The following is a 19,682-nucleotide window of genomic DNA, read 5'->3' on the forward strand; positions in this document are numbered from 1 at the left end:
CCGCAATAAAGGAGCCCGTCCATTAGAGACACGGCCCGAAGATTGCCTTTTCTGATGTGACTGCCGCTGTAGCCCGCTCCGGCCTGCGCCGTGGCGGAGGCCTGTCTGGGGTCGCACGTCAGCCGCACGACGCAATCTTTGAGGACGCTCGATGAAACTGGAAATCTTCCGTACGCTCTGGGGCTACCGCGCCAGCAAGGCCCAGGCGCTGGATGAGCTGCTGGACGCCGGGTTCGACGGCATGGAAGCACGCCTGCCGCTGACACCGGTTGAGCGCGCGGAATTCGGCGCCTTCCTGCGCGCCAATCACGTGCCTTACATCGCCACCGTTTTCACTGCCTACGACGTCCTTCCGGAGCAATCGGCGACGACCGCAGAGCACCTCACCGATCTGGAACAGAAGCTCGCCTGGTCGAGCGAACTGGCGCCACGCTTCGTCAACGTACTGGCCGGCAACGATCGCTGGCAATTGCCGCAGCAGGTGGACTTCTTCGGTCAGGCGCTGGAGGTGGCGCGCAAGCATGGGCAGACGGTCACCTTCGAAACCCACCGCGCGCGCTCGCTGTTCAATCCGTGGGTCACCCTTGAGCTGATCCGCCAACTGCCGGATCTGCGCTTCACCAGCGACATCAGCCACTGGCTCGTCACTTGCGAGCGTTTGCTCGACGACCCGGAAGACGACCTCAGCGCATTCGTCGAACGCGTCCATCACATTCAGGCCCGGGTCGGTTACGACCAGGGTCCGCAAGTCCCCCATCCCGCTGCCCCCGAGTACGCCCGCGAGCTGACTTTCCATCAGCAGCACTGGGAAGCCGTGTGGAAATCCCAGCAGGCGCGAGGCTATCAGGTCAGCACAATGACGCCCGAATTCGGCGCCGACGGCTATCTGCATCATTTGCCCTTCACCGATGTGCCGGTGGCCGATCTCTGGTCGCTGAACCTGTGGATGGGCCACACCGAACGCGAACATTTCCAGCGCTTCACCCACACAACAAGCCGATAAGGAGCGTTTCGTCATGCCAGATCCGTCGCACGGGGCAGCCCCGAAGGTCGCTAATTTCAGCAGTATTCCCGTGGTTGATATCGCCGGGCTGTTCAGCTCCGACATCGCGCTGCGTCAGGCCGTCGCCGACGAACTGGGCAAGGCGGCGCGGGAAGTGGGTTTTCTGTACGTCAGGAATCACGGCATCGCGCCGTCGTTGATCGACGGTCTGCGCCAGGCCGCCAAGAGCCTGTTCGCCCAATCCCTCGACTACAAAATGCAGCATTACATCGGCACTTCGCGCAGCCACAAAGGCTTCGTGCCCGAGGGCGAAGAGGTGTACGCCAAGGGCAAGCCAGACCACAAAGAGGCCTTCGATATCGGTTTTGAAGTGGGCGATGACGACCCGCTGGTGATCGCCAAAACCCCGCTGATCGGCGCCAACGAATGGCCGGACCTGCCCGGTTTTCGTCCTGCGGTAGAAGCGTATTACGCCGCAGCGTTTGCCTTGGGCCGCCGTCTGTTCGACGGCTTCGCGCTGGCGCTGGGCCTGGAGGAAGGCTACTTCGAGGCGATGGTCACCCGCCCGCCTTCCAAGCTGCGCTTGATCCATTACCCGTTCGACGGTGCCGCTCAGGATGCGCCCGGAATTGGTGCGCACACCGATTACGAGTGCTTCACCATGCTGCTGGCCGACAAGCCCGGACTGGAAGTGATGAACGATCTGGGGCAGTGGATCGACGCGCCGCCGGTAGACGGCGCGTTTGTGGTCAACATCGGCGACATGCTGGAGGTCATGACCGCTGGTACGTTCGTTGCTACGGCTCACCGGGTACGCACGGTCAGTGAGGAGCGCTATTCGTTTCCGCTGTTCTTCGCTTGCGACTTCCACACCCAGATCAAGCCCCTTGCGCAGTTCGACAAGGGCACTGCCGACTACGAAGAAATCACCATCGGCGAGCACATGTTCGGTCAGGCGTTGCAGACCTACCAGTACCTGCGGCGCAAGGTCGAGAACGGTGAACTCAAGCTGTACGAAAAGGCGCGCAAGCCGTCGAGCTTCGGCCATTTGAAGAGCCAGACACAGGACCCATCGTGATGCGATGCGTCCCTCTGTTCCACCCGAATACTCAACACACCCAGCCCTACCTTTCTGACGTGGAGTCGCCGACGATGCGCAACACTTTGAACACTGCTGTCCGCTTGACCGTGCTTGCCTCCGCCGTACTCGGTGCATCCCTGCTCGCTGCCACCGCCGCGCAGGCGGCCACCACCGTGACGCCCGGGCAGTTCAAGGTCGGCATGGAGATCACCTACCCGCCGTTCGAATCCTACGACGAGAAGAAAAATGTCGTCGGTGCCGACCCGGACCTTTCGCGCCTGCTCGCCAAGCACATGGACCTCAAAGCGGAGTTTGTCGACACCAAGTTCTCCAGCCTGATCCTCAGCCTCAATGCCGGTCACTACGACGCGATCATTTCGGGCATGTACATCACGCCGGAGCGCCAGACCCAGGCCCAGACCATCCCCTACGCCGTAACGGGCGCCGCGATCATGGTGCTCAAGGACAGTCCGCTCAAACCCAAGGTGCCGGAAGACTTGTGCGGGCTGAAAATCGGGCTGGAAAAAGGCACCACGTGGGTCACCCAGTTCAACAAGCTGTCCGCCGAATACTGCGTGCCGAAGGGCAAAGGCCCGGTCGCCGTCAGCGAATTCCCGTCGGCACCGGAAGTGACCCAGGCGCTGCTGTCGGGCAACGTTCAGGCGCAAGTGGAAATCGACGGCGCCGCCGGCATGATCGCCGAACGCACCAAGGGTCGCGTGGTGGTCAGCACCGAGCATTCGATCTATCAGCAAACGCTTGGCATCTACGTGAAGAAGGGCAATGACGAGCTGTATCAGGCGCTGCTCAAGGCCTTCGACGAGACGAAAAAATCCGGCGAATACGCGGCGCTGCTGAAGCGGTACAACTTGGAAGAACCCGCCAACTGACGGCTTGATGCTTGCCCTTCTGTAGGAGCGCGCTTGCCCGCGATTGGCCCGGACAGACAATAAAGATGTAGCGACTGTACCTAAGTCATCGCGAGCAAGCGCGCTCCTACAAGGGATCGTGTTTGATAAGAGAATCCCGCCGGGCCCCGCCCTGCTGAGGTGTGTGTATGCAATTCGAATGGTCCTACTTTTTTTCTTTGTTCTCGGTCGCTGACTTCTGGGAGTCCTGCATCACCGTGATCGAGCTCAGCGCGCTGGGCTGGTTCATCGGCATGCTGCTGGGTTTCCTGCTGGCGTCGGCCAAGCTTTCGACCGCGCGCTGGATCAGCGTGCCGGCGTCGATTTATATCTGGTTCTTCCGCAGTGTCCCGCTGCTGGTGCTGGTGGTGTTTACCTACAACCTGCCGCAGATGTTTCCGGTCACCCGCGACGTGCTTTCCAACCCTTTCTATTCGGGCCTTCTTGCGCTGGTAGTCACGGAAGCGGCGTACATGGCGGAGATCCACCGCGGTGGCCTGATTTCCGTTGCCAAGGGCCAGAAGGAAGCGGGCCGCGCCTTGGGTGTTGGCCTGATCGGTATGCAGCGTCTGATCGTCATCCCCCAGGCATTTCGTATCTCTCTGCCAACGCTGGTGAATGAATACATCACCGTGGTGAAACTGACCTCGCTGGTGTCAGTGATTTCCCTCACCGAACTGCTGACCGTGGGCCAACGCCTGTACGCGCAAAACTTTCTGGTCATGGAAACGCTGTCAGCCGTCGCGGTGTATTACGTGATGATCGTGACGGTGTTCGGCTGGCTGTTTCACTGGCTGGAGCAGCACCTGGAGCTGAGCAACCGCAAGCCGCAGACCCTCGACGACACTGCCCTGACTCACCTGCGCGCCAGCTTGGTCACGCAGCCCACAGTGACGCGTCAGCCGCTAACCGGTCCGGGCTCGGCGCCGGCGCTGCAACTGGTCAACATCCACAAAAGCTATGGGCAGCATGAAGTGCTCAAGGGCATCAATCTGGAGGTGGGCGCCGGTCAGGTGATCTCCATCATCGGCCCATCAGGTTCGGGCAAGACCTCGCTGATTCGCACGGTCAACAGCCTGGAGACCATCGACAAGGGTGAAATCATCCTGTTTGGCGAAGGCTACATTCACGCCGGCGACACCCCCAACGCGCCGCAGATCCGCCGTGGCGTGCAGCGCATCGGCATGGTGTTTCAGAACTTCAACCTGTTCCCCCACCGCACCATTCTCGACAACGTGACCCTCGCGCCGCGTTATCACGGCCGCGACCGGGACGTCAGCGAGCAGCGTGCCTACGTCCTGCTCGACAAGGTCGGGCTGCTGGCCCACGCGCACAAATACCCGCATCAGTTATCCGGTGGTCAGCAGCAACGCGTGGCGATTGCCCGGGCACTGGCGATGGACCCGCAGATCATGCTGTTCGACGAGCCGACGTCTGCGCTGGACCCGGAGCTGGTGGGCGACGTGCTGAGGGTCATCGCCGACCTGGCGAAGGAAGGCATGACGATGCTCATCGTGACCCATGAGATGGACTTCGCCTTGTCGATTTCCGACCGGGTGATCTTCATGGAAAACGGCATCGTACAGGTCGACGCCGCGCCGCAGACGATTCTTGCCGACCAGTGCGGCGCGCGCGTGCGCACGTTCATGGGGCTTGACTCCCCTTCACTCAGCCCACAAACCGTCATTAGGAGCCGGCTTGCTGGCGAACTCGGTTAATCATCCACTGCAGCAGCGCCGGGCAGAATGCTTTCGCCAGCAAGCCGGCTCCTACGGATTCGCGTACATCACAGAATTCGCAGCTGGCGCAGATCAACTGTAGGAGCGCGCTTGCCCGCGAACGCGTCAGGTCATTCACCTCGAAGCTGACTGACCTGCCCGTTCACCAGCAAGCCGCTCCAATGACAGATCCAATCTCGACGCGCCGGTCACAGCCCCAACATCAACCCGCTCAGGCGCTTGACCTTGCGCCGCAGCGCTTCTTCGAAAACGCCCTGACGCGGCTCGATCAGGCTGAACCAGTGCTTCGCCCGGGTGATACCGGTGTAGATCAACTCCTTGGTCAGCACCGGGTTCAACGCCTCGGGTAGGATCAAGGCCGTGTGTGCGAACTCCGACCCTTGGGACTTGTGCACCGTCATCGCGTACACCGTTTCCACGTCATTGAGCCGGCTCGGCAGCACAAAGCGCACACCCCCGCTGCCGTCATTACGCGGGAACGCAACACGCAGCGCCTGACGGTTCTCCTCGACCGGCCCCTCGGGCAGACGCAAGGCAATGCCAATGTCGCCGTTCATCAAACCCAGCCCGTAGTCGTTGCGCGTCATCAACACCGGGCGCCCCTCGTACCACTGATGATCACTCTCGATCAGCCCGGCGGTGAACAGCGTTTCCGTGATCCGTCGATTCAACCCTTCCACGCCCCACGGCCCTTTGCGCACCGCACACAGCAGCTGGAACTCATCGAACGCATTCAAGACATGCCGCGCCCACTCGACGCAACGCGGGTCTTCGATCTGCGTCAGGTCTTGCGGCCGCTGCGCGTGCATTACGCCCAGATAATGGCGATAGCCTTGCGGGCCCTCGCCATGACCGTCGAGCAAAAGCCGTGACAGCGCACGGTCCTGCTCACCCTTGAGCACCAGGGAAAACAAATCCGGGTACTGACGAGCCGCGAGCAACGCGCGCGCGTCCTGGTCCTGCTGCTGATTGACTAGCTTCGCCAACTGGCCGATGCCGCTGCCCGCGACGAAACGCCGGGAGTGGCGCAGCATCACCACTTGCTGAGCCAACGCGTGATGCTGATCGTCACCCTGCTGCAAACCGCTTCTGGACAGATCTTCGCCGCTGACCGATTCAAGCCACGCCTGGGTCTGCGGGCTGTACATCCCCGCCTCCGCGTCACGGCACAAATCGCCCAGCACCGCGCCGGCCTCAACCGACGCCAATTGATCCTTGTCGCCCAGCAGCACCATGCGCGCATGGGGCGGCAACGCGTCGAGCAAGTTCGCCATCATTTCCAGGTCGATCATCGAAGCTTCATCGACCACCAGCACGTCCAGCGGCAACGGGTTGCCCGCGTGATGACGGAAATGCCGCGTGCCCGGACGGCTGCCCAGTAAACGGTGAACCGTCGTAACTTCGCTGGGGATTTTCTGCCGCACGTCTTCCGGCACTTGCAGCGACTGCACCTGATGACTGATCGACTCGGTCAGCCGTGCCGCTGCCTTGCCGGTCGGCGCAGCCAAGCGAATGCGCAACGGCTTGCCGCGCTCAACCGCCGGCGATTGCAGCAGCGCCAGCAAACGCACGACCGTGGTGGTTTTGCCCGTTCCGGGGCCGCCGGTGATGATGCTGAACGCACCCCGGGTCGCCAGGGCGCAGGCCAGCTTTTGCCAGTCGATCAACGCGTCAGGCGCGTGATTGGCCGGGCCGAACAGCGCATCCAGCCGCTGGGGGAAATCGCTGAACTCCGTTTCCACCTGAGCCAGCCGACGACGCAACGCCGCATCGATCCGCCGCTCATAGGTCCAGTAACGGCGCAGGTACAGGCGCCGATCGGATAAAACCAACGGCCTCTGCGCCGCCGCTTCACTGACATCCCCGGCATGAGCAACCAGCGCGCTGGCTTCCAGTGCCTTGCACCACGTCGCGCCGTCGAGGGATTTGAGCAGCGAGGACGGCAACAGCATCGGCGTCGACAACACATCCCCTTCCGGCGGCAGCGACAGGGCGAAGTCCGGCTCTTTCAGGGTTTCGTAGAGGTCCAGGCAGACGTGTCCGTGGCCCAACTGGTGGCTGGTCAGCGTGGCCGCCAACAGCACCAGCGAATCGGCGGCAGGATCAAGGTCGGCCAGAAACGCCACGAAGGCCTTGTCCAGCGCTCGCAGCCAGCCGCGTTCGACCCAGCGCTGCAGCAACAGCAGCAAGTCATCCACACGGCTGAGGGGCGTCAGGTCGGCCAGACTGTCGGCGTCCAGCGCCGTGGGCATCAAGTGAGCGAAGGTGCGATTCATACGAGGTCTCCTGACAGCACGTCTTCCGTAATCGGCGCTCGGCCCTGAAACAGCAGATCGAGACGTTCGATCAACTCACGGGGCGGCCGGGTGAACCACGCCCCCTGACTCGCCGCGCGGCTGCCGCGCACGAACAGGTACACCGCGCCGCCCATGTGCCGGTCGTAATCGTAATCAGTGAGACGTGCTTTGAGCTGACGGTGCAAGGCCAGCAGATAGAGCACGTATTGCAGGTCGTAGCGGTTGTCCAGAATCGAGTTTTCCATCGCCTGCTCGGTGTAGGCATCGTCGTCGACGCCCAGCCAGTTGGATTTGTAGTCGGCAACGAAGTAACGACCTTCGTGCTCGAACGTCAGGTCGATGAAGCCCTTGAACATGCCATTCAAAGAGACTGTCTCAGCGGCCGCTCGCGGCGCACCGTTGTGGGTGTAGCGGCGCACCAGCGCGTCCATCTGCGCCACATCGACCTTCGAGCAGGCGAACCAGAATTCCATTTCGACGCGGTACTGGTTCGGCTGATCCAGCTCGCACAACGCCACGGGCTGAACGTCTGAGCCCAAGCGCAGCGGCAGGGGCAGGGGCAGCAGATGTTGCAGCCAGTCGGTCAGCGTGTTGATCCAGCCTTTCCAGTCGCGCCGGTTGCAGCGTTGGGCGACGACTTTCTCCAGCGACAGCGGATCAGCCGCCGCTTCGGCAAAGCCCTTCTCGCCCGCCCATTCCAGCAAGCCGTGCAGAAAGGTGCCGGGGTTGGGGCCGCGCGGGAATCGGTGGATATCGCCGCCGCTGACCATCACCTCTCGCGGCGCATCCGGGTCGAGACGCTCATCGTCGAACAGCTTCTGCGCTTGCGGGCTGTCCGGCGACTGATCGCCGCTGTCGGTAATGGTGTCGCCGATGCGCAGCGCGCTATAGGACGCAATCCACCAGTTCTCCCGTGCGCTGCGCCGGGGCACGCGCGGCTTGCTCAACGCGACCTCGCTGCGCGGCGCGCTGAAGGACTCGGTTGTCGGCAGCGGCACAGGCTCAACCTTAACGGCGGGATGATCGTCTGCCAGCGAACGCAGCCACTGCCCCAACGCCACTGACTCAGCCAGCTTATGCCCGCCGCCGAGCAAATAGCCCAGTGCCGAGCGGTGCAGTATCGAGGCGCTGTTGCTGCCGCGCTTGAGATCGGCAACGCCCAGCCAGCACGCGTGTTGCGCGCGGGTCAGGGCCACATACAGCAGACGTAGATCCTCTGCGAGACGCTCGTCATCCGCCTGCTCGATCAGAGCAGGCGTGGGTTTGAGGCTGATTTGCGCATGGCCATCGGCGTCGTGAAAGTGCAGCGGCAAACGACTGCCGTCCACCGGCTTCGTCGAACAGATGAAGGGCAGGAAGACCAACGGGTATTCCAGGCCTTTGGATTTGTGGATGGTCACCACCTTGACCAGTTGTTCATCGCTTTCAAGGCGCAGGATCTGCTCTTCCCCCGCTTGGCCGGACAGCGCCAGATGCTCGCTCAGATGACGAATCAAGGCCTGCTCGCCATCCAGTTCGGCGGCGGCCTGTTGCATCAGTTCGCTGAGGTGCAACAGGTTGGTGAGTACGCGCTCGCCATCGGTGCGCTGAACCAACGCTTGCGGCAACTTGAAGTCGTGCAGCAGCCGACGCAGCATGGGCAGCACGCCTTGGGTGCGCCAGATGCGTCGGTAGTCGCGGAACTGCATGACACGGTTTTCCCACGCCAGCTCGTCCTGATTCAGCAGCTCGAGTTCGGCCAGCGGCAACGCGAGGGTGATGCAGGCCAAGGCCGCGCGCAGGGTTCGCTCGGCGTCAGGCTCGGCGCAGGCCTTGAGCCAGGCGAGCAGGTCATGGGCTTCTTGCGCGGCGAACACTGAGTCCTTGTCCGAGAGGTACACACTGCGTACGCCACGCGCCGACAACTCGCCTCGCACGGCCTGTGCTTCCTTGCCGTCACGCACCAGAATTGCGATGTCGGCGGGCAGCAGTTGTCTCAATGACTCGCCCGCTTTGGCAAAGCCCGCTTGCCCTTGTTGACCGGCGTTGAGCAAACGAACGATCTCACTGGCGCAGCTCGCCGCCAGTTGCGCTCGATAGACCGTGCCCGACACCGGCTGATCGGTTTCCAGCTGCCAGACGTTGAGCGCCGCAAGCACCTGCCCGTCGACCTGCAGCGTCTCTTTACGGCCCTGAGACCCGACCGCCAGAAACGGCACGGGATTGTCTTCGGGCGTGCGGAACAGGAACGCACCGCGACCCGCTTCGTTGTTTTCCGCGCGCACGAATACATGGTTCACGGCGTCGACCATCGCGTGGCTGGAGCGGAAGTTTGTACCCAGCGTGTGCAAGCGCCCGGTGGTGGCCTGACGGGCGCGCAGGTAGGTGTAAATGTCGGCGCCACGGAACGCGTAGATCGCCTGCTTCGGGTCGCCAATAAGGAACAGGCCGGTGCTTTCGTCGTTTGCCTCAAGCCGGTAGATGCTGTCGAAAATGCGGTATTGCACCGGGTCGGTGTCTTGAAATTCATCAATCAAGGCGACCGGGAACTGCTCGCGGATCAACGTCGCCAGACGCTCGCCACCGCTGCCGCGCAACGCAGCGTCCAGGCGCAGCAGCATGTCGTCGAAGCCCATTTCAGCGCGGCGCCGCTTCTCTTCTTCAAAACGCGCGCCGACCCATTGCGCAGCGTGTTCGAGCACCGCCGCATCAGGTGTTGGCAGCGTGTCCAGCGCCACCTTGAGCTCGACCATCGCCTCGAACGCAGGGTGCGACGGTGGATTGTTTTTCCACGCTTCGGCGATGCCGTCGGGGGTCAGCCGGGTGAAACCGGTGCCGAGGTCGAGCTGCTCCTGCTCGTCGTCATTGGCCCAGGCAATCAGCTTGTCGAACCAGGGCCTGAAATAACGCTCCTGCATCTTGCGGCCATCGACCACTTTGCAGGCGACGCCGTCGATACAGATCGCATGCAGCTCCGCGGCCCAGTTGGCCCATGGCGCCTTGAGCTGGCGGAGGGTTTCGCGCCGCTCCTGAATCGACTGCTCGATGATCTGCGTCGGGGTTTGGGTCACGCTCGCCCGCTCACTGCCGAACAACGCCCGCACCCTCGGCAGCAGCGCCGCAGGGCCGCCCCAGCTCTCTCGCACCCAAAGCAGCGCGTCACCGCTCATGGGGTAGCAGAACTTGCGCCAGTAATCGCGCAGCACTTCGCTCAGCAAATCGGTGTGATCGGTTTCCAGACTCTGGGTGAACAGGCTGCCGCTGTCGAAGGCGTGCTCGCGCAGCATGCGCTGACACCAGCTGTGAATCGTCGAAACTGCCGCCTCGTCCATCCACTGCGCCGCGATGTCGAGACGGCTGGCGCAGCCGGGCCATTGCTCAATGGCGAACTCGTCCCGCAAGCCAGCGATCAACGCATCGGGCACTTCGATTTCTTCACGGAAGAACCGCGCCGCCTCGGCCAGTCGCGTGCGAATGCGGTCGCGCAGTTCCTTGGTCGCTGCGTCGGTGAACGTCACCACCAGAATCTGCGGCGGCAACAGCTCACGGCCGAAACCCGATTCCTCGCTGCCATGCCCCAATACCAGACGCAGGTACAGCGCCGAGATGGTAAACGTCTTGCCGGTGCCGGCGCTGGCTTCAATCAGTTGGCTGCCTTTCAGCGGGAAGCGCAGCGCCAGAGGTTGTTGTACGTCACTCATGCGCCGGCCTCCTCGCGAGAAAGAGCCTGCCAGGGCGCTTCAAAAATCGGTTTGTACAACGCCTCGCACCAGCCCACAAATTCCTCGCTGGCCAGCAACGCATCGAAGTCCGGGAACTGACGCGCCAGCGCAGTGCTTTCGGCACGCTCACCCTTGCTGTTCTGGCCATCGCCTTCATAGGCCTTGCGCGCGGCAGCTTCAGCTTTGATTTCATCGTTCTGGCCCAGCCAGGCAAATGCCGTCTTCACCGCAATCGGCAGCGGTCGCTGCATGCCTTGATGCCAGGCGAGCAGCAGATCGTTGAGGGTGCGCGTGGCAGTGTCCTTGTCCAGCGGCGGCAGCAAGAGGGTTTCGTCGCTGGCCACCAGCGCCGTGGTCAATGGCAGATCGCACGCGCAGGCCACCAGGTGGTTTACCCACGGCTTGGTCAGACGATGCCACTTGCGCGTCTTCTTGCTGGCGATTGCATTGGGAATAGCGGTGATCGCGAGTAACTGGTTCTGAGGGTTCTGATAAAGCCCATCGACCCAGCCATCGAGCTCGACGCCCTGATGCTGATAACTGACCGGCAGCGCGCTGTGCAACCGCACAGGCCAGCGAATCAGCAATTCGTGATAACGGGCGACGAGGTCGGGCAGCGGCTCGATCAGTTCATCCTGCAACAACGTGCCGAACCCGGCCATCGGCAGCAAGCCGCTAGCCTGCAAGCGCGTCGCTTGAGCATGTAGCGATTCCTGAATGTGCTCGGGGTCAGTGAGCGCCGCTTGCAACAGGCTGTCGCTGAGGCCATAACGCTCAAGCGCGTCGAGCACGAAAGGCTCCTCGTCCGCCAAAGGCGCTTCGGCGACTTCAAAGAATATCTTCAAGCGCTGACTGAAGAAGTGCTTGACCGGATTGCGCAGAAAATCCTGCAACTGCATCAGGCTCAAGGGCTCTTCCTGCTGGTGCTTTCGCAGCGCTTTTGTTTCGCCTGCTTCGATGACGGCTTCGTGCAGCACCTGCCACTCGCGGGCAAAGCTGAAGAACTCCGGGCTCTCCTGGAAGTACTTGGCACTGAACGGCTGCAGCGGATGTTCGACGGTAAGTTTGTGCAGCAACTGTTGACCCGGATCACGCTTTTTATCGTCCTCGGGCTCGATGGCATCGGCCAGCCGCCAACCGCTGGACAGATGATCACGCAGTTGCCCGATGAGCACCGAAGCTGGCCGCTCAGAATTATCGCGAATGCTGCGCCCGACCCAGCTGATGTACAGCTGATCACGGCCGGACAGCAGCGCTTCGAGTAAAAGATAACGATCATCCTCACGTCGAGAACGGTCGCCGGGCCGGTAGTCGCTGCCCATCAGATCGAAATCCAGCGGCGGCTGCGCTCGGGGGTAATCGCCGTCATTCATGCCCAGCAAACAGACGATCTTGAACGGAATGGCACGCATCGGCATCAGCGTGCAGAAGTTGACCGAACCGGCCAGAAAACGCTGGGACAATCGGCCCTGATCCAGCCCGGCCAGCCAGGCTTCACGCACAACCGTCAAAGGTAATTCTTCATCCAGGCCGACGGTCTCGCAGGTCTGCAGCCAGGTTTCACGCAGTGTTTCGAGCTGACTCAACAGGTAGTCGTCGTGCTCACTGTCGGCCATGAAAAACAGCTGCATGATCGCCTGAAGCCGCGCGCCCCACTTCGCGGGCGTCGCGGGTTGGGAGAGTTCATTGTGAGCCACCTGCAGGGCGTCGATCAGGGACACTAGCGGGCCAATCAGGGCCGCATCCAGCCCGCCGATTTCGTCATAGGGCTGAATGCCATCGTAGGCCGCACCCGCACCGACGGCGTACCCAAGCAACATGCGACGCAGACCAAAATGCCAGCTGTTCTGCTCAAGCTGTTCCGGCAGCCCCAGTCCTTCACGCTGCTTGGCGTTGAGACCCCATCGAACACCCGCACCTTCGATCCAGCGGTGCAGGGTTGGAAGATCTCGCTCATCAATGCCAAAGCGCGCGCGCAGTGCGGGAACGTCCAGCAGATCGAGGATTTCACTGACCGGGAATCGACTGTCCGGAATCTTCAACAAGTGCTCGACGGCGATCAGCAACGGATCGCGACCACGTTTGCCCTGGTCTGCGAGGGTGAAGGGGATAAAGCGGCGATCGTCACGATCCAGCTGGCCGAACACCGCGCGAATATGAGGAGCGTAGCTGTCGATGTCCGGCACCATGACGATGACGTCCCGAGGACGAAGGTCCGGATCCTTGCTGAAGCGCGCGAGCAATTGATCATGCAGCACCTCCACTTCGCGCTGGGCACTGTGGGCTACATGAAAGCGAATCGAGCGGTCGGTCTTTATGTCTACGGGCGGCCAGACTTCGCGGGTCTCGCTCAAAGGGCGCAGCTCAAGGATATCGTCCTGGAGCTGATTCAGGAGGGTCGTGGGCTCGCTCTCGCTGAACAGGTCGATGCGCCCGTCGCGAAAGATCGAGCGGTAGCTGTTCGGATCGTCATGGCTGTCGAGCAAATTGATGTAATCACGACCCTGCTTGCCCCACGCAGCCAGCAACGGGTGAGCGTGCTGGTGCAATGCATCAGGGTTCAACACCACCGGCATGCCCGGCTTGCGCGATTGGCGTTTGTATTCGTGACGCAGGAGATCCTTGTCAGCCACGATGTCTGCCCAGTGATGGCGGCAAGGGTTGTGAACGCAGAGCAGGACCTGGCTGAAACGAGCCAGCCCGGCAAGCGCCTCCAATGCCTGGGCGGGCAGTGAGGAGATACCGAACACGATCACTCGCGCCGGCAAACCGGCCGGCGCCTCCGTCAGGCTGTTGATCCGTTGTATGTAACGCTGATGCACGCCGGCCCGGCTCTGGGCCATCCCCTCTGCCCCAACATCATGGAGCAGCGCACGCCACAGTTCGGCTTGCCAGCAGTTCTCTGGTTTCAGCGGCTTTGCCTCTCCCCGGCCGGTTCTGAGTTGATGCGTGCCAGCAGCCCAATCTTCCAGCCAGTCGGCGCGGTACACCTGATATTGGTCGAACAGGTCAGCGAGCCGCTCGGACAGCTGGTAGCGCTTGCGCAGGTCGGTGTCGGCGGTCAGGAATCGCTGCAGCGGCTCGAAGTGTGGCTGGTTGATCAGGCCGGGGAGCAGTCGCATCAATCGCCAGGTCAGGGGCGCTTTATCCAGCAACGAGGTTTCTGGAATCTCGGCCTTGCCCAACACCGCACGATACAACTGCCACATGAAGCTGCCAGGGAGCTGCACATCGATCGCAGCGGCGATGCCACAACCCCCTTGATCATCGTCCTGTGCATCTTCTGCCAAAGCGAGCTTCAGCCATTGAGCAATACCGTTGCTCTGTACTAACGCCACTTCGTTTTCAAGGGGCGTCAGTGGGTAACGCCGCATCCATGACACCACAAGGCCACGCAGCTCATCCAGGCGATTCCCATGGACCACCATAAACCCGGGGTTGAGATTGGATGTCACCGGCATAGCTGTGTCCCTTGGTCTTTCAAAAGAGGGAGAAGACTAACAGAGGGAGCGGACTCGTTAGCGGTCGATCTTGGTAGGGCGGCGGGCGAACGCGCTTCCCTTGGTTATCTGGCGAGGGATGGTTGCCCGCTTTTTCGCGCGCAAAAACAAAACCCCATCTGCTTTCGCAAATGGGGTTTCGGAATTTAATCTTGACGATGACCTACTCTCACATGGGGAAACCCCACACTACCATCGGCGATGCATCGTTTCACTGCTGAGTTCGGGATGGGATCAGGTGGTTCCAACGCTCTATGGTCGTCAAGAAATTCGGGTACTGACTCGTTCTCTCGAACGCTTCAGCAAATCGGGTATGTGATCAAGGTACAGCCTGTGTGTTCGCAAACTTTCGTCTTCATGCGTCTTCACACACCGCAACCTGCCATCTTTCTGCAGATTGCTTGGGTGTTATATGGTCAAGCCTCACGGGCAATTAGTATTGGTTAGCTCAACGCCTCACAGCGCTTACACACCCAACCTATCAACGTCGTAGTCTTCGACGGCCCTTCAGGGAACTCAAGGTTCCAGTGAGATCTCATCTTGAGGCAAGTTTCCCGCTTAGATGCTTTCAGCGGTTATCTTTTCCGAACATAGCTACCCGGCAATGCCACTGGCGTGACAACCGGAACACCAGAGGTTCGTCCACTCCGGTCCTCTCGTACTAGGAGCAGCCCCTCTCAAATCTCAAACGTCCACGGCAGATAGGGACCGAACTGTCTCACGACGTTCTAAACCCAGCTCGCGTACCACTTTAAATGGCGAACAGCCATACCCTTGGGACCGGCTTCAGCCCCAGGATGTGATGAGCCGACATCGAGGTGCCAAACACCGCCGTCGATATGAACTCTTGGGCGGTATCAGCCTGTTATCCCCGGAGTACCTTTTATCCGTTGAGCGATGGCCCTTCCATACAGAACCACCGGATCACTAAGACCTACTTTCGTACCTGCTCGACGTGTCTGTCTCGCAGTCAAGCGCGCTTTTGCCTTTATACTCTACGACCGATTTCCGACCGGTCTGAGCGCACCTTCGTACTCCTCCGTTACTCTTTAGGAGGAGACCGCCCCAGTCAAACTACCCACCATACACTGTCCTCGATCCGGATAACGGACCTGAGTTAGAACCTCAAAGTTGCCAGGGTGGTATTTCAAGGTTGGCTCCACGCAGACTGGCGTCCACGCTTCAAAGCCTCCCACCTATCCTACACAAGCAAATTCAAAGTCCAGTGCAAAGCTATAGTAAAGGTTCACGGGGTCTTTCCGTCTAGCCGCGGATACACTGCATCTTCACAGCGATTTCAATTTCACTGAGTCTCGGGTGGAGACAGCGCCGCCATCGTTACGCCATTCGTGCAGGTCGGAACTTACCCGACAAGGAATTTCGCTACCTTAGGACCGTTATAGTTACGGCCGCCGTTTACCGGGGCTTCGATCAAGAGCTTCGCGTTAGCTAACCCCATCAATTAACCTTCCGGCACCGGGCAGGCGTCACACCCTATACGTCCACTTTCGTGTTTGCAGAGTGCTGTGTTTTTAATAAACAGTCGCAGCGGCCTGGTATCTTCGACCGGCATGAGCTTACGGAGCAAGTCCTTCACCCTCACCGGCGCACCTTCTCCCGAAGTTACGGTGCCATTTTGCCTAGTTCCTTCACCCGAGTTCTCTCAAGCGCCTTGGTATTCTCTACCCAACCACCTGTGTCGGTTTGGGGTACGGTTCCTGGTTACCTGAAGCTTAGAAGCTTTTCTTGGAAGCATGGCATCAACCACTTCGTGTTCTAAAAGAACACTCGTCATCAGCTCTCGGCCTTAGAATCCCGGATTTACCTAAGATTCCAGCCTACCACCTTAAACCTGGACAACCAACGCCAGGCTGGCCTAGCCTTCTCCGTCCCTCCATCGCAATAACCAGAAGTACAGGAATATTAACCTGTTTTCCATCGACTACGCTTTTCAGCCTCGCCTTAGGGACCGACTAACCCTGCGTCGATTAACGTTGCGCAGGAAACCTTGGTCTTTCGGCGTGGGTGTTTTTCACACCCATTGTCGTTACTCATGTCAGCATTCGCACTTCTGATACCTCCAGCAAGCTTCTCAACTCACCTTCACAGGCTTACAGAACGCTCCTCTACCGCATCACTTGCGTGATACCCGTAGCTTCGGTGCATGGTTTGAGCCCCGTTACATCTTCCGCGCAGGCCGACTCGACTAGTGAGCTATTACGCTTTCTTTAAAGGGTGGCTGCTTCTAAGCCAACCTCCTAGCTGTCTAAGCCTTCCCACATCGTTTCCCACTTAACCATGACTTTGGGACCTTAGCTGACGGTCTGGGTTGTTTCCCTTTTCACGACGGACGTTAGCACCCGCCGTGTGTCTCCCATGCTCGGCACTTGTAGGTATTCGGAGTTTGCATCGGTTTGGTAAGTCGGGATGACCCCCTAGCCGAAACAGTGCTCTACCCCCTACAGTGATACATGAGGCGCTACCTAAATAGCTTTCGAGGAGAACCAGCTATCTCCGAGCTTGATTAGCCTTTCACTCCGATCCACAGGTCATCCGCTAACTTTTCAACGGTAGTCGGTTCGGTCCTCCAGTTAGTGTTACCCAACCTTCAACCTGCCCATGGATAGATCGCCCGGTTTCGGGTCTATTCCCAGCGACTAGACGCCCTATTAAGACTCGCTTTCGCTACGCCTCCCCTATTCGGTTAAGCTCGCCACTGAAAATAAGTCGCTGACCCATTATACAAAAGGTACGCAGTCACCCAACAAAGTGGGCTCCCACTGCTTGTACGCATACGGTTTCAGGATCTATTTCACTCCGCTCTCCGCGGTTCTTTTCGCCTTTCCCTCACGGTACTGGTTCACTATCGGTCAGTCAGTAGTATTTAGCCTTGGAGGATGGTCCCCCCATGTTCAGACAAGGTTTCTCGTGCCCCGTCCTACTCGATTTCATTGACAAGAGATTTTCGCGTACAGGGCTATCACCCACTATGGCCGCACTTTCCAGAGCGTTCCGCTAATCTCAAATCAACTTAAGGGCTGGTCCCCGTTCGCTCGCCACTACTAAGGGAATCTCGGTTGATTTCTTTTCCTCAGGGTACTTAGATGTTTCAGTTCCCCTGGTTCGCTCCATACACCTATGTATTCAGTGTAAGGTAACGGTCTTATGACCGCTGGGTTCCCCCATTCAGATATCTCCGGATCACAGTCTGTTTGCCGACTCCCCGAAGCTTTTCGCAGGCTACCACGTCTTTCATCGCCTCTGACTGCCAAGGCATCCACCGTATGCGCTTCTTCACTTGACCATATAACCCCAAGCAATCTGGTTATACTGTGAAGACGACATTCGCCGAAAGTTTGCATTTCACAAACTTTACCTTAGCCTGGACACACACCAGTGAAAGAGGTGCCCAGTCTATATTTCAATCACATACTCAAATTTTTAAAGAACGATCTAATCAAAGACTAGAAATCAACATTCACCGTGCCAGCACGGAATGCTCATTTCTAAACTCTAACAACGAAACAGCGGTAAGTGGTGGAGCCAAACGGGATCGAACCGTTGACCTCCTGCGTGCAAGGCAGGCGCTCTCCCAGCTGAGCTATGGCCCCGTAGGTGTTCTACAGGCGTTTCCCACACAAAAATTGGTGGGTCTGGGCAGATTCGAACTGCCGACCTCACCCTTATCAGGGGTGCGCTCTAACCAACTGAGCTACAGACCCAATTTCGGGCTGTTTCTATCGTCTTCTTCAATGAATCAAGCAATTCGTGTGGGAACTTGCGAAGAAGCTGAGTCTTCGATTAAGGAGGTGATCCAGCCGCAGGTTCCCCTACGGCTACCTTGTTACGACTTCACCCCAGTCATGAATCACACCGTGGTAACCGTCCTCCCGAGGGTTAGACTAGCTACTTCTGGTGCAACCCACTCCCATGGTGTGACGGGCGGTGTGTACAAGGCCCGGGAACGTATTCACCGCGACATTCTGATTCGCGATTACTAGCGATTCCGACTTCACGCAGTCGAGTTGCAGACTGCGATCCGGACTACGATCGGTTTTCTGGGATTAGCTCCACCTCGCGGCTTGGCGACCCTCTGTACCGACCATTGTAGCACGTGTGTAGCCCAGGCCGTAAGGGCCATGATGACTTGACGTCATCCCCACCTTCCTCCGGTTTGTCACCGGCAGTCTCCTTAGAGTGCCCACCATTACGTGCTGGTAACTAAGGACAAGGGTTGCGCTCGTTACGGGACTTAACCCAACATCTCACGACACGAGCTGACGACAGCCATGCAGCACCTGTCTCAATGTTCCCGAAGGCACCAATCCATCTCTGGAAAGTTCATTGGATGTCAAGGCCTGGTAAGGTTCTTCGCGTTGCTTCGAATTAAACCACATGCTCCACCGCTTGTGCGGGCCCCCGTCAATTCATTTGAGTTTTAACCTTGCGGCCGTACTCCCCAGGCGGTCAACTTAATGCGTTAGCTGCGCCACTAAAAGCTCAAGGCTTCCAACGGCTAGTTGACATCGTTTACGGCGTGGACTACCAGGGTATCTAATCCTGTTTGCTCCCCACGCTTTCGCACCTCAGTGTCAGTATGAGCCCAGGTGGTCGCCTTCGCCACTGGTGTTCCTTCCTATATCTACGCATTTCACCGCTACACAGGAAATTCCACCACCCTCTGCCCTACTCTAGCTTGCCAGTTTTGGATGCAGTTCCCAGGTTGAGCCCGGGGATTTCACATTCAACTTAACAAACCACCTACGCGCGCTTTACGCCCAGTAATTCCGATTAACGCTTGCACCCTCTGTATTACCGCGGCTGCTGGCACAGAGTTAGCCGGTGCTTATTCTGTCGGTAACGTCAAAACAGCAAGGTATTCGCTTACTGCCCTTCCTCCCAACTTAAAGTGCTTTACAATCCGAAGACCTTCTTCACACACGCGGCATGGCTGGATCAGGCTTTCGCCCATTGTCCAATATTCCCCACTGCTGCCTCCCGTAGGAGTCTGGACCGTGTCTCAGTTCCAGTGTGACTGATCATCCTCTCAGACCAGTTACGGATCGTCGCCTTGGTGAGCCATTACCTCACCAACTAGCTAATCCGACCTAGGCTCATCTGATAGCGCAAGGCCCGAAGGTCCCCTGCTTTCTCCCGTAGGACGTATGCGGTATTAGCGTCCCTTTCGAGACGTTGTCCCCCACTACCAGGCAGATTCCTAGGCATTACTCACCCGTCCGCCGCTGAATCAGAGAGCAAGCTCTCTTCATCCGCTCGACTTGCATGTGTTAGGCCTGCCGCCAGCGTTCAATCTGAGCCATGATCAAACTCTTCAGTTCAATACTGCAATTAGGTTTTGAGAAAACCTTATAAACTTGGCTCAGCAATCGTTGGTTAAACCATGATTTCTCGTGGAGTAACTTGCGATGCTGATAATCTTGCGACTTCAGTCT

Annotated in this window: 7 protein-coding genes, 2 tRNA genes and 3 rRNA genes; 4 read left to right on the forward strand and 8 right to left on the reverse strand. The window is 59.2% G+C overall.

The window, feature by feature from the left end:
- Positions 1 to 151: 151 nt before the first annotated feature.
- From OKW98_RS24995 to OKW98_RS25010, 4 genes are all read left to right on the forward strand, one after another.
- Positions 152 to 1,003, forward strand: coding sequence for a sugar phosphate isomerase/epimerase family protein (locus tag OKW98_RS24995; RefSeq protein WP_265387105.1), 852 nt, complete (start codon positions 152 to 154; stop codon positions 1,001 to 1,003).
- A 13-nt stretch (positions 1,004 to 1,016) separates the two neighbouring features.
- Positions 1,017 to 2,081 (forward strand): isopenicillin N synthase family dioxygenase, encoded by a 1,065-nt coding sequence (locus OKW98_RS25000; RefSeq protein ID WP_265387106.1) that lies wholly within the window; start codon positions 1,017 to 1,019, stop codon positions 2,079 to 2,081.
- Positions 2,082 to 2,155: 74 nt separating this feature from the next.
- Positions 2,156 to 2,974, forward strand: coding sequence for an ABC transporter substrate-binding protein (locus OKW98_RS25005; protein WP_265387107.1), 819 nt, complete (start codon positions 2,156 to 2,158; stop codon positions 2,972 to 2,974).
- Between the two features lie 167 nt (positions 2,975 to 3,141).
- A complete protein-coding gene (locus tag OKW98_RS25010) occupies positions 3,142 to 4,710 on the forward strand; it encodes an amino acid ABC transporter permease/ATP-binding protein (protein WP_265387108.1) in 1,569 nt (522 codons plus the stop codon).
- A gap of 209 nt (positions 4,711 to 4,919) precedes the next feature.
- Here the strand turns inward: OKW98_RS25010 and recD are convergent, their stop codons facing one another.
- From recD to OKW98_RS25050, 8 genes are all read right to left on the reverse strand, one after another.
- Positions 4,920 to 7,007 carry an exodeoxyribonuclease V subunit alpha gene (gene recD / locus OKW98_RS25015; RefSeq protein WP_265387109.1) on the reverse strand — a complete coding sequence of 696 codons (2,088 nt, stop codon included), beginning with the start codon at positions 7,005 to 7,007 and terminating at the stop codon, positions 4,920 to 4,922.
- Positions 7,004 to 10,708: an exodeoxyribonuclease V subunit beta gene (gene recB / locus OKW98_RS25020; RefSeq protein ID WP_265387111.1), complete on the reverse strand. Its 3,705-nt coding sequence runs from the start codon at positions 10,706 to 10,708 to the stop codon at positions 7,004 to 7,006. Before recB ends, recD begins: the two co-directional genes overlap by 4 nt.
- Positions 10,705 to 14,190, reverse strand: a complete 3,486-nt coding sequence (gene recC, locus OKW98_RS25025; RefSeq protein WP_265387112.1) for an exodeoxyribonuclease V subunit gamma — start codon at positions 14,188 to 14,190, stop codon at positions 10,705 to 10,707. The genes recB and recC overlap by 4 nt, the downstream gene beginning before the upstream one ends.
- 189 nt (positions 14,191 to 14,379) lie before the next feature.
- A 5S ribosomal RNA gene (gene rrf / locus OKW98_RS25030) occupies positions 14,380 to 14,495 on the reverse strand.
- 146 nt (positions 14,496 to 14,641) lie between these two features.
- Positions 14,642 to 17,533, reverse strand: a 23S ribosomal RNA gene (locus OKW98_RS25035).
- Positions 17,534 to 17,764: 231 nt separating this feature from the next.
- Positions 17,765 to 17,840 (reverse strand) — tRNA-Ala (locus tag OKW98_RS25040).
- 34 nt (positions 17,841 to 17,874) lie between these two features.
- Positions 17,875 to 17,951: transfer RNA gene (locus tag OKW98_RS25045), tRNA-Ile, on the reverse strand.
- An 80-nt stretch (positions 17,952 to 18,031) separates the two neighbouring features.
- Positions 18,032 to 19,568: ribosomal RNA gene (locus tag OKW98_RS25050) — 16S ribosomal RNA — on the reverse strand.
- Together the 16S, 23S and 5S rRNA genes with 2 tRNA genes alongside form the textbook arrangement of a ribosomal RNA operon.
- Positions 19,569 to 19,682: the final 114 nt, after the last annotated feature.

It is taken from the genome of Pseudomonas sp. KU26590 (genome assembly GCF_026153515.1).
GTDB lineage: Bacteria > Pseudomonadota > Gammaproteobacteria > Pseudomonadales > Pseudomonadaceae > Aquipseudomonas.

Excerpts from the sequence above, each read along its gene's own strand:
- OKW98_RS24995 (WP_265387105.1), top strand. The coding sequence starts at position 152 with ATGAAACTGGAAATCTTCCGTACGCTCTGGGGCTACCGCGCCAGCAAG.
- recD (WP_265387109.1), bottom strand. The coding sequence starts at position 7,007 with ATGAATCGCACCTTCGCTCACTTGATGCCCACGGCGCTGGACGCCGAC.
- OKW98_RS25000 (WP_265387106.1), top strand. The coding sequence starts at position 1,017 with ATGCCAGATCCGTCGCACGGGGCAGCCCCGAAGGTCGCTAATTTCAGC.
- recC (WP_265387112.1), bottom strand. The coding sequence starts at position 14,190 with ATGCCGGTGACATCCAATCTCAACCCCGGGTTTATGGTGGTCCATGGG.
- OKW98_RS25005 (WP_265387107.1), top strand. The coding sequence starts at position 2,156 with ATGCGCAACACTTTGAACACTGCTGTCCGCTTGACCGTGCTTGCCTCC.
- OKW98_RS25010 (WP_265387108.1), top strand. The coding sequence starts at position 3,142 with ATGCAATTCGAATGGTCCTACTTTTTTTCTTTGTTCTCGGTCGCTGAC.
- recB (WP_265387111.1), bottom strand. The coding sequence starts at position 10,708 with ATGAGTGACGTACAACAACCTCTGGCGCTGCGCTTCCCGCTGAAAGGC.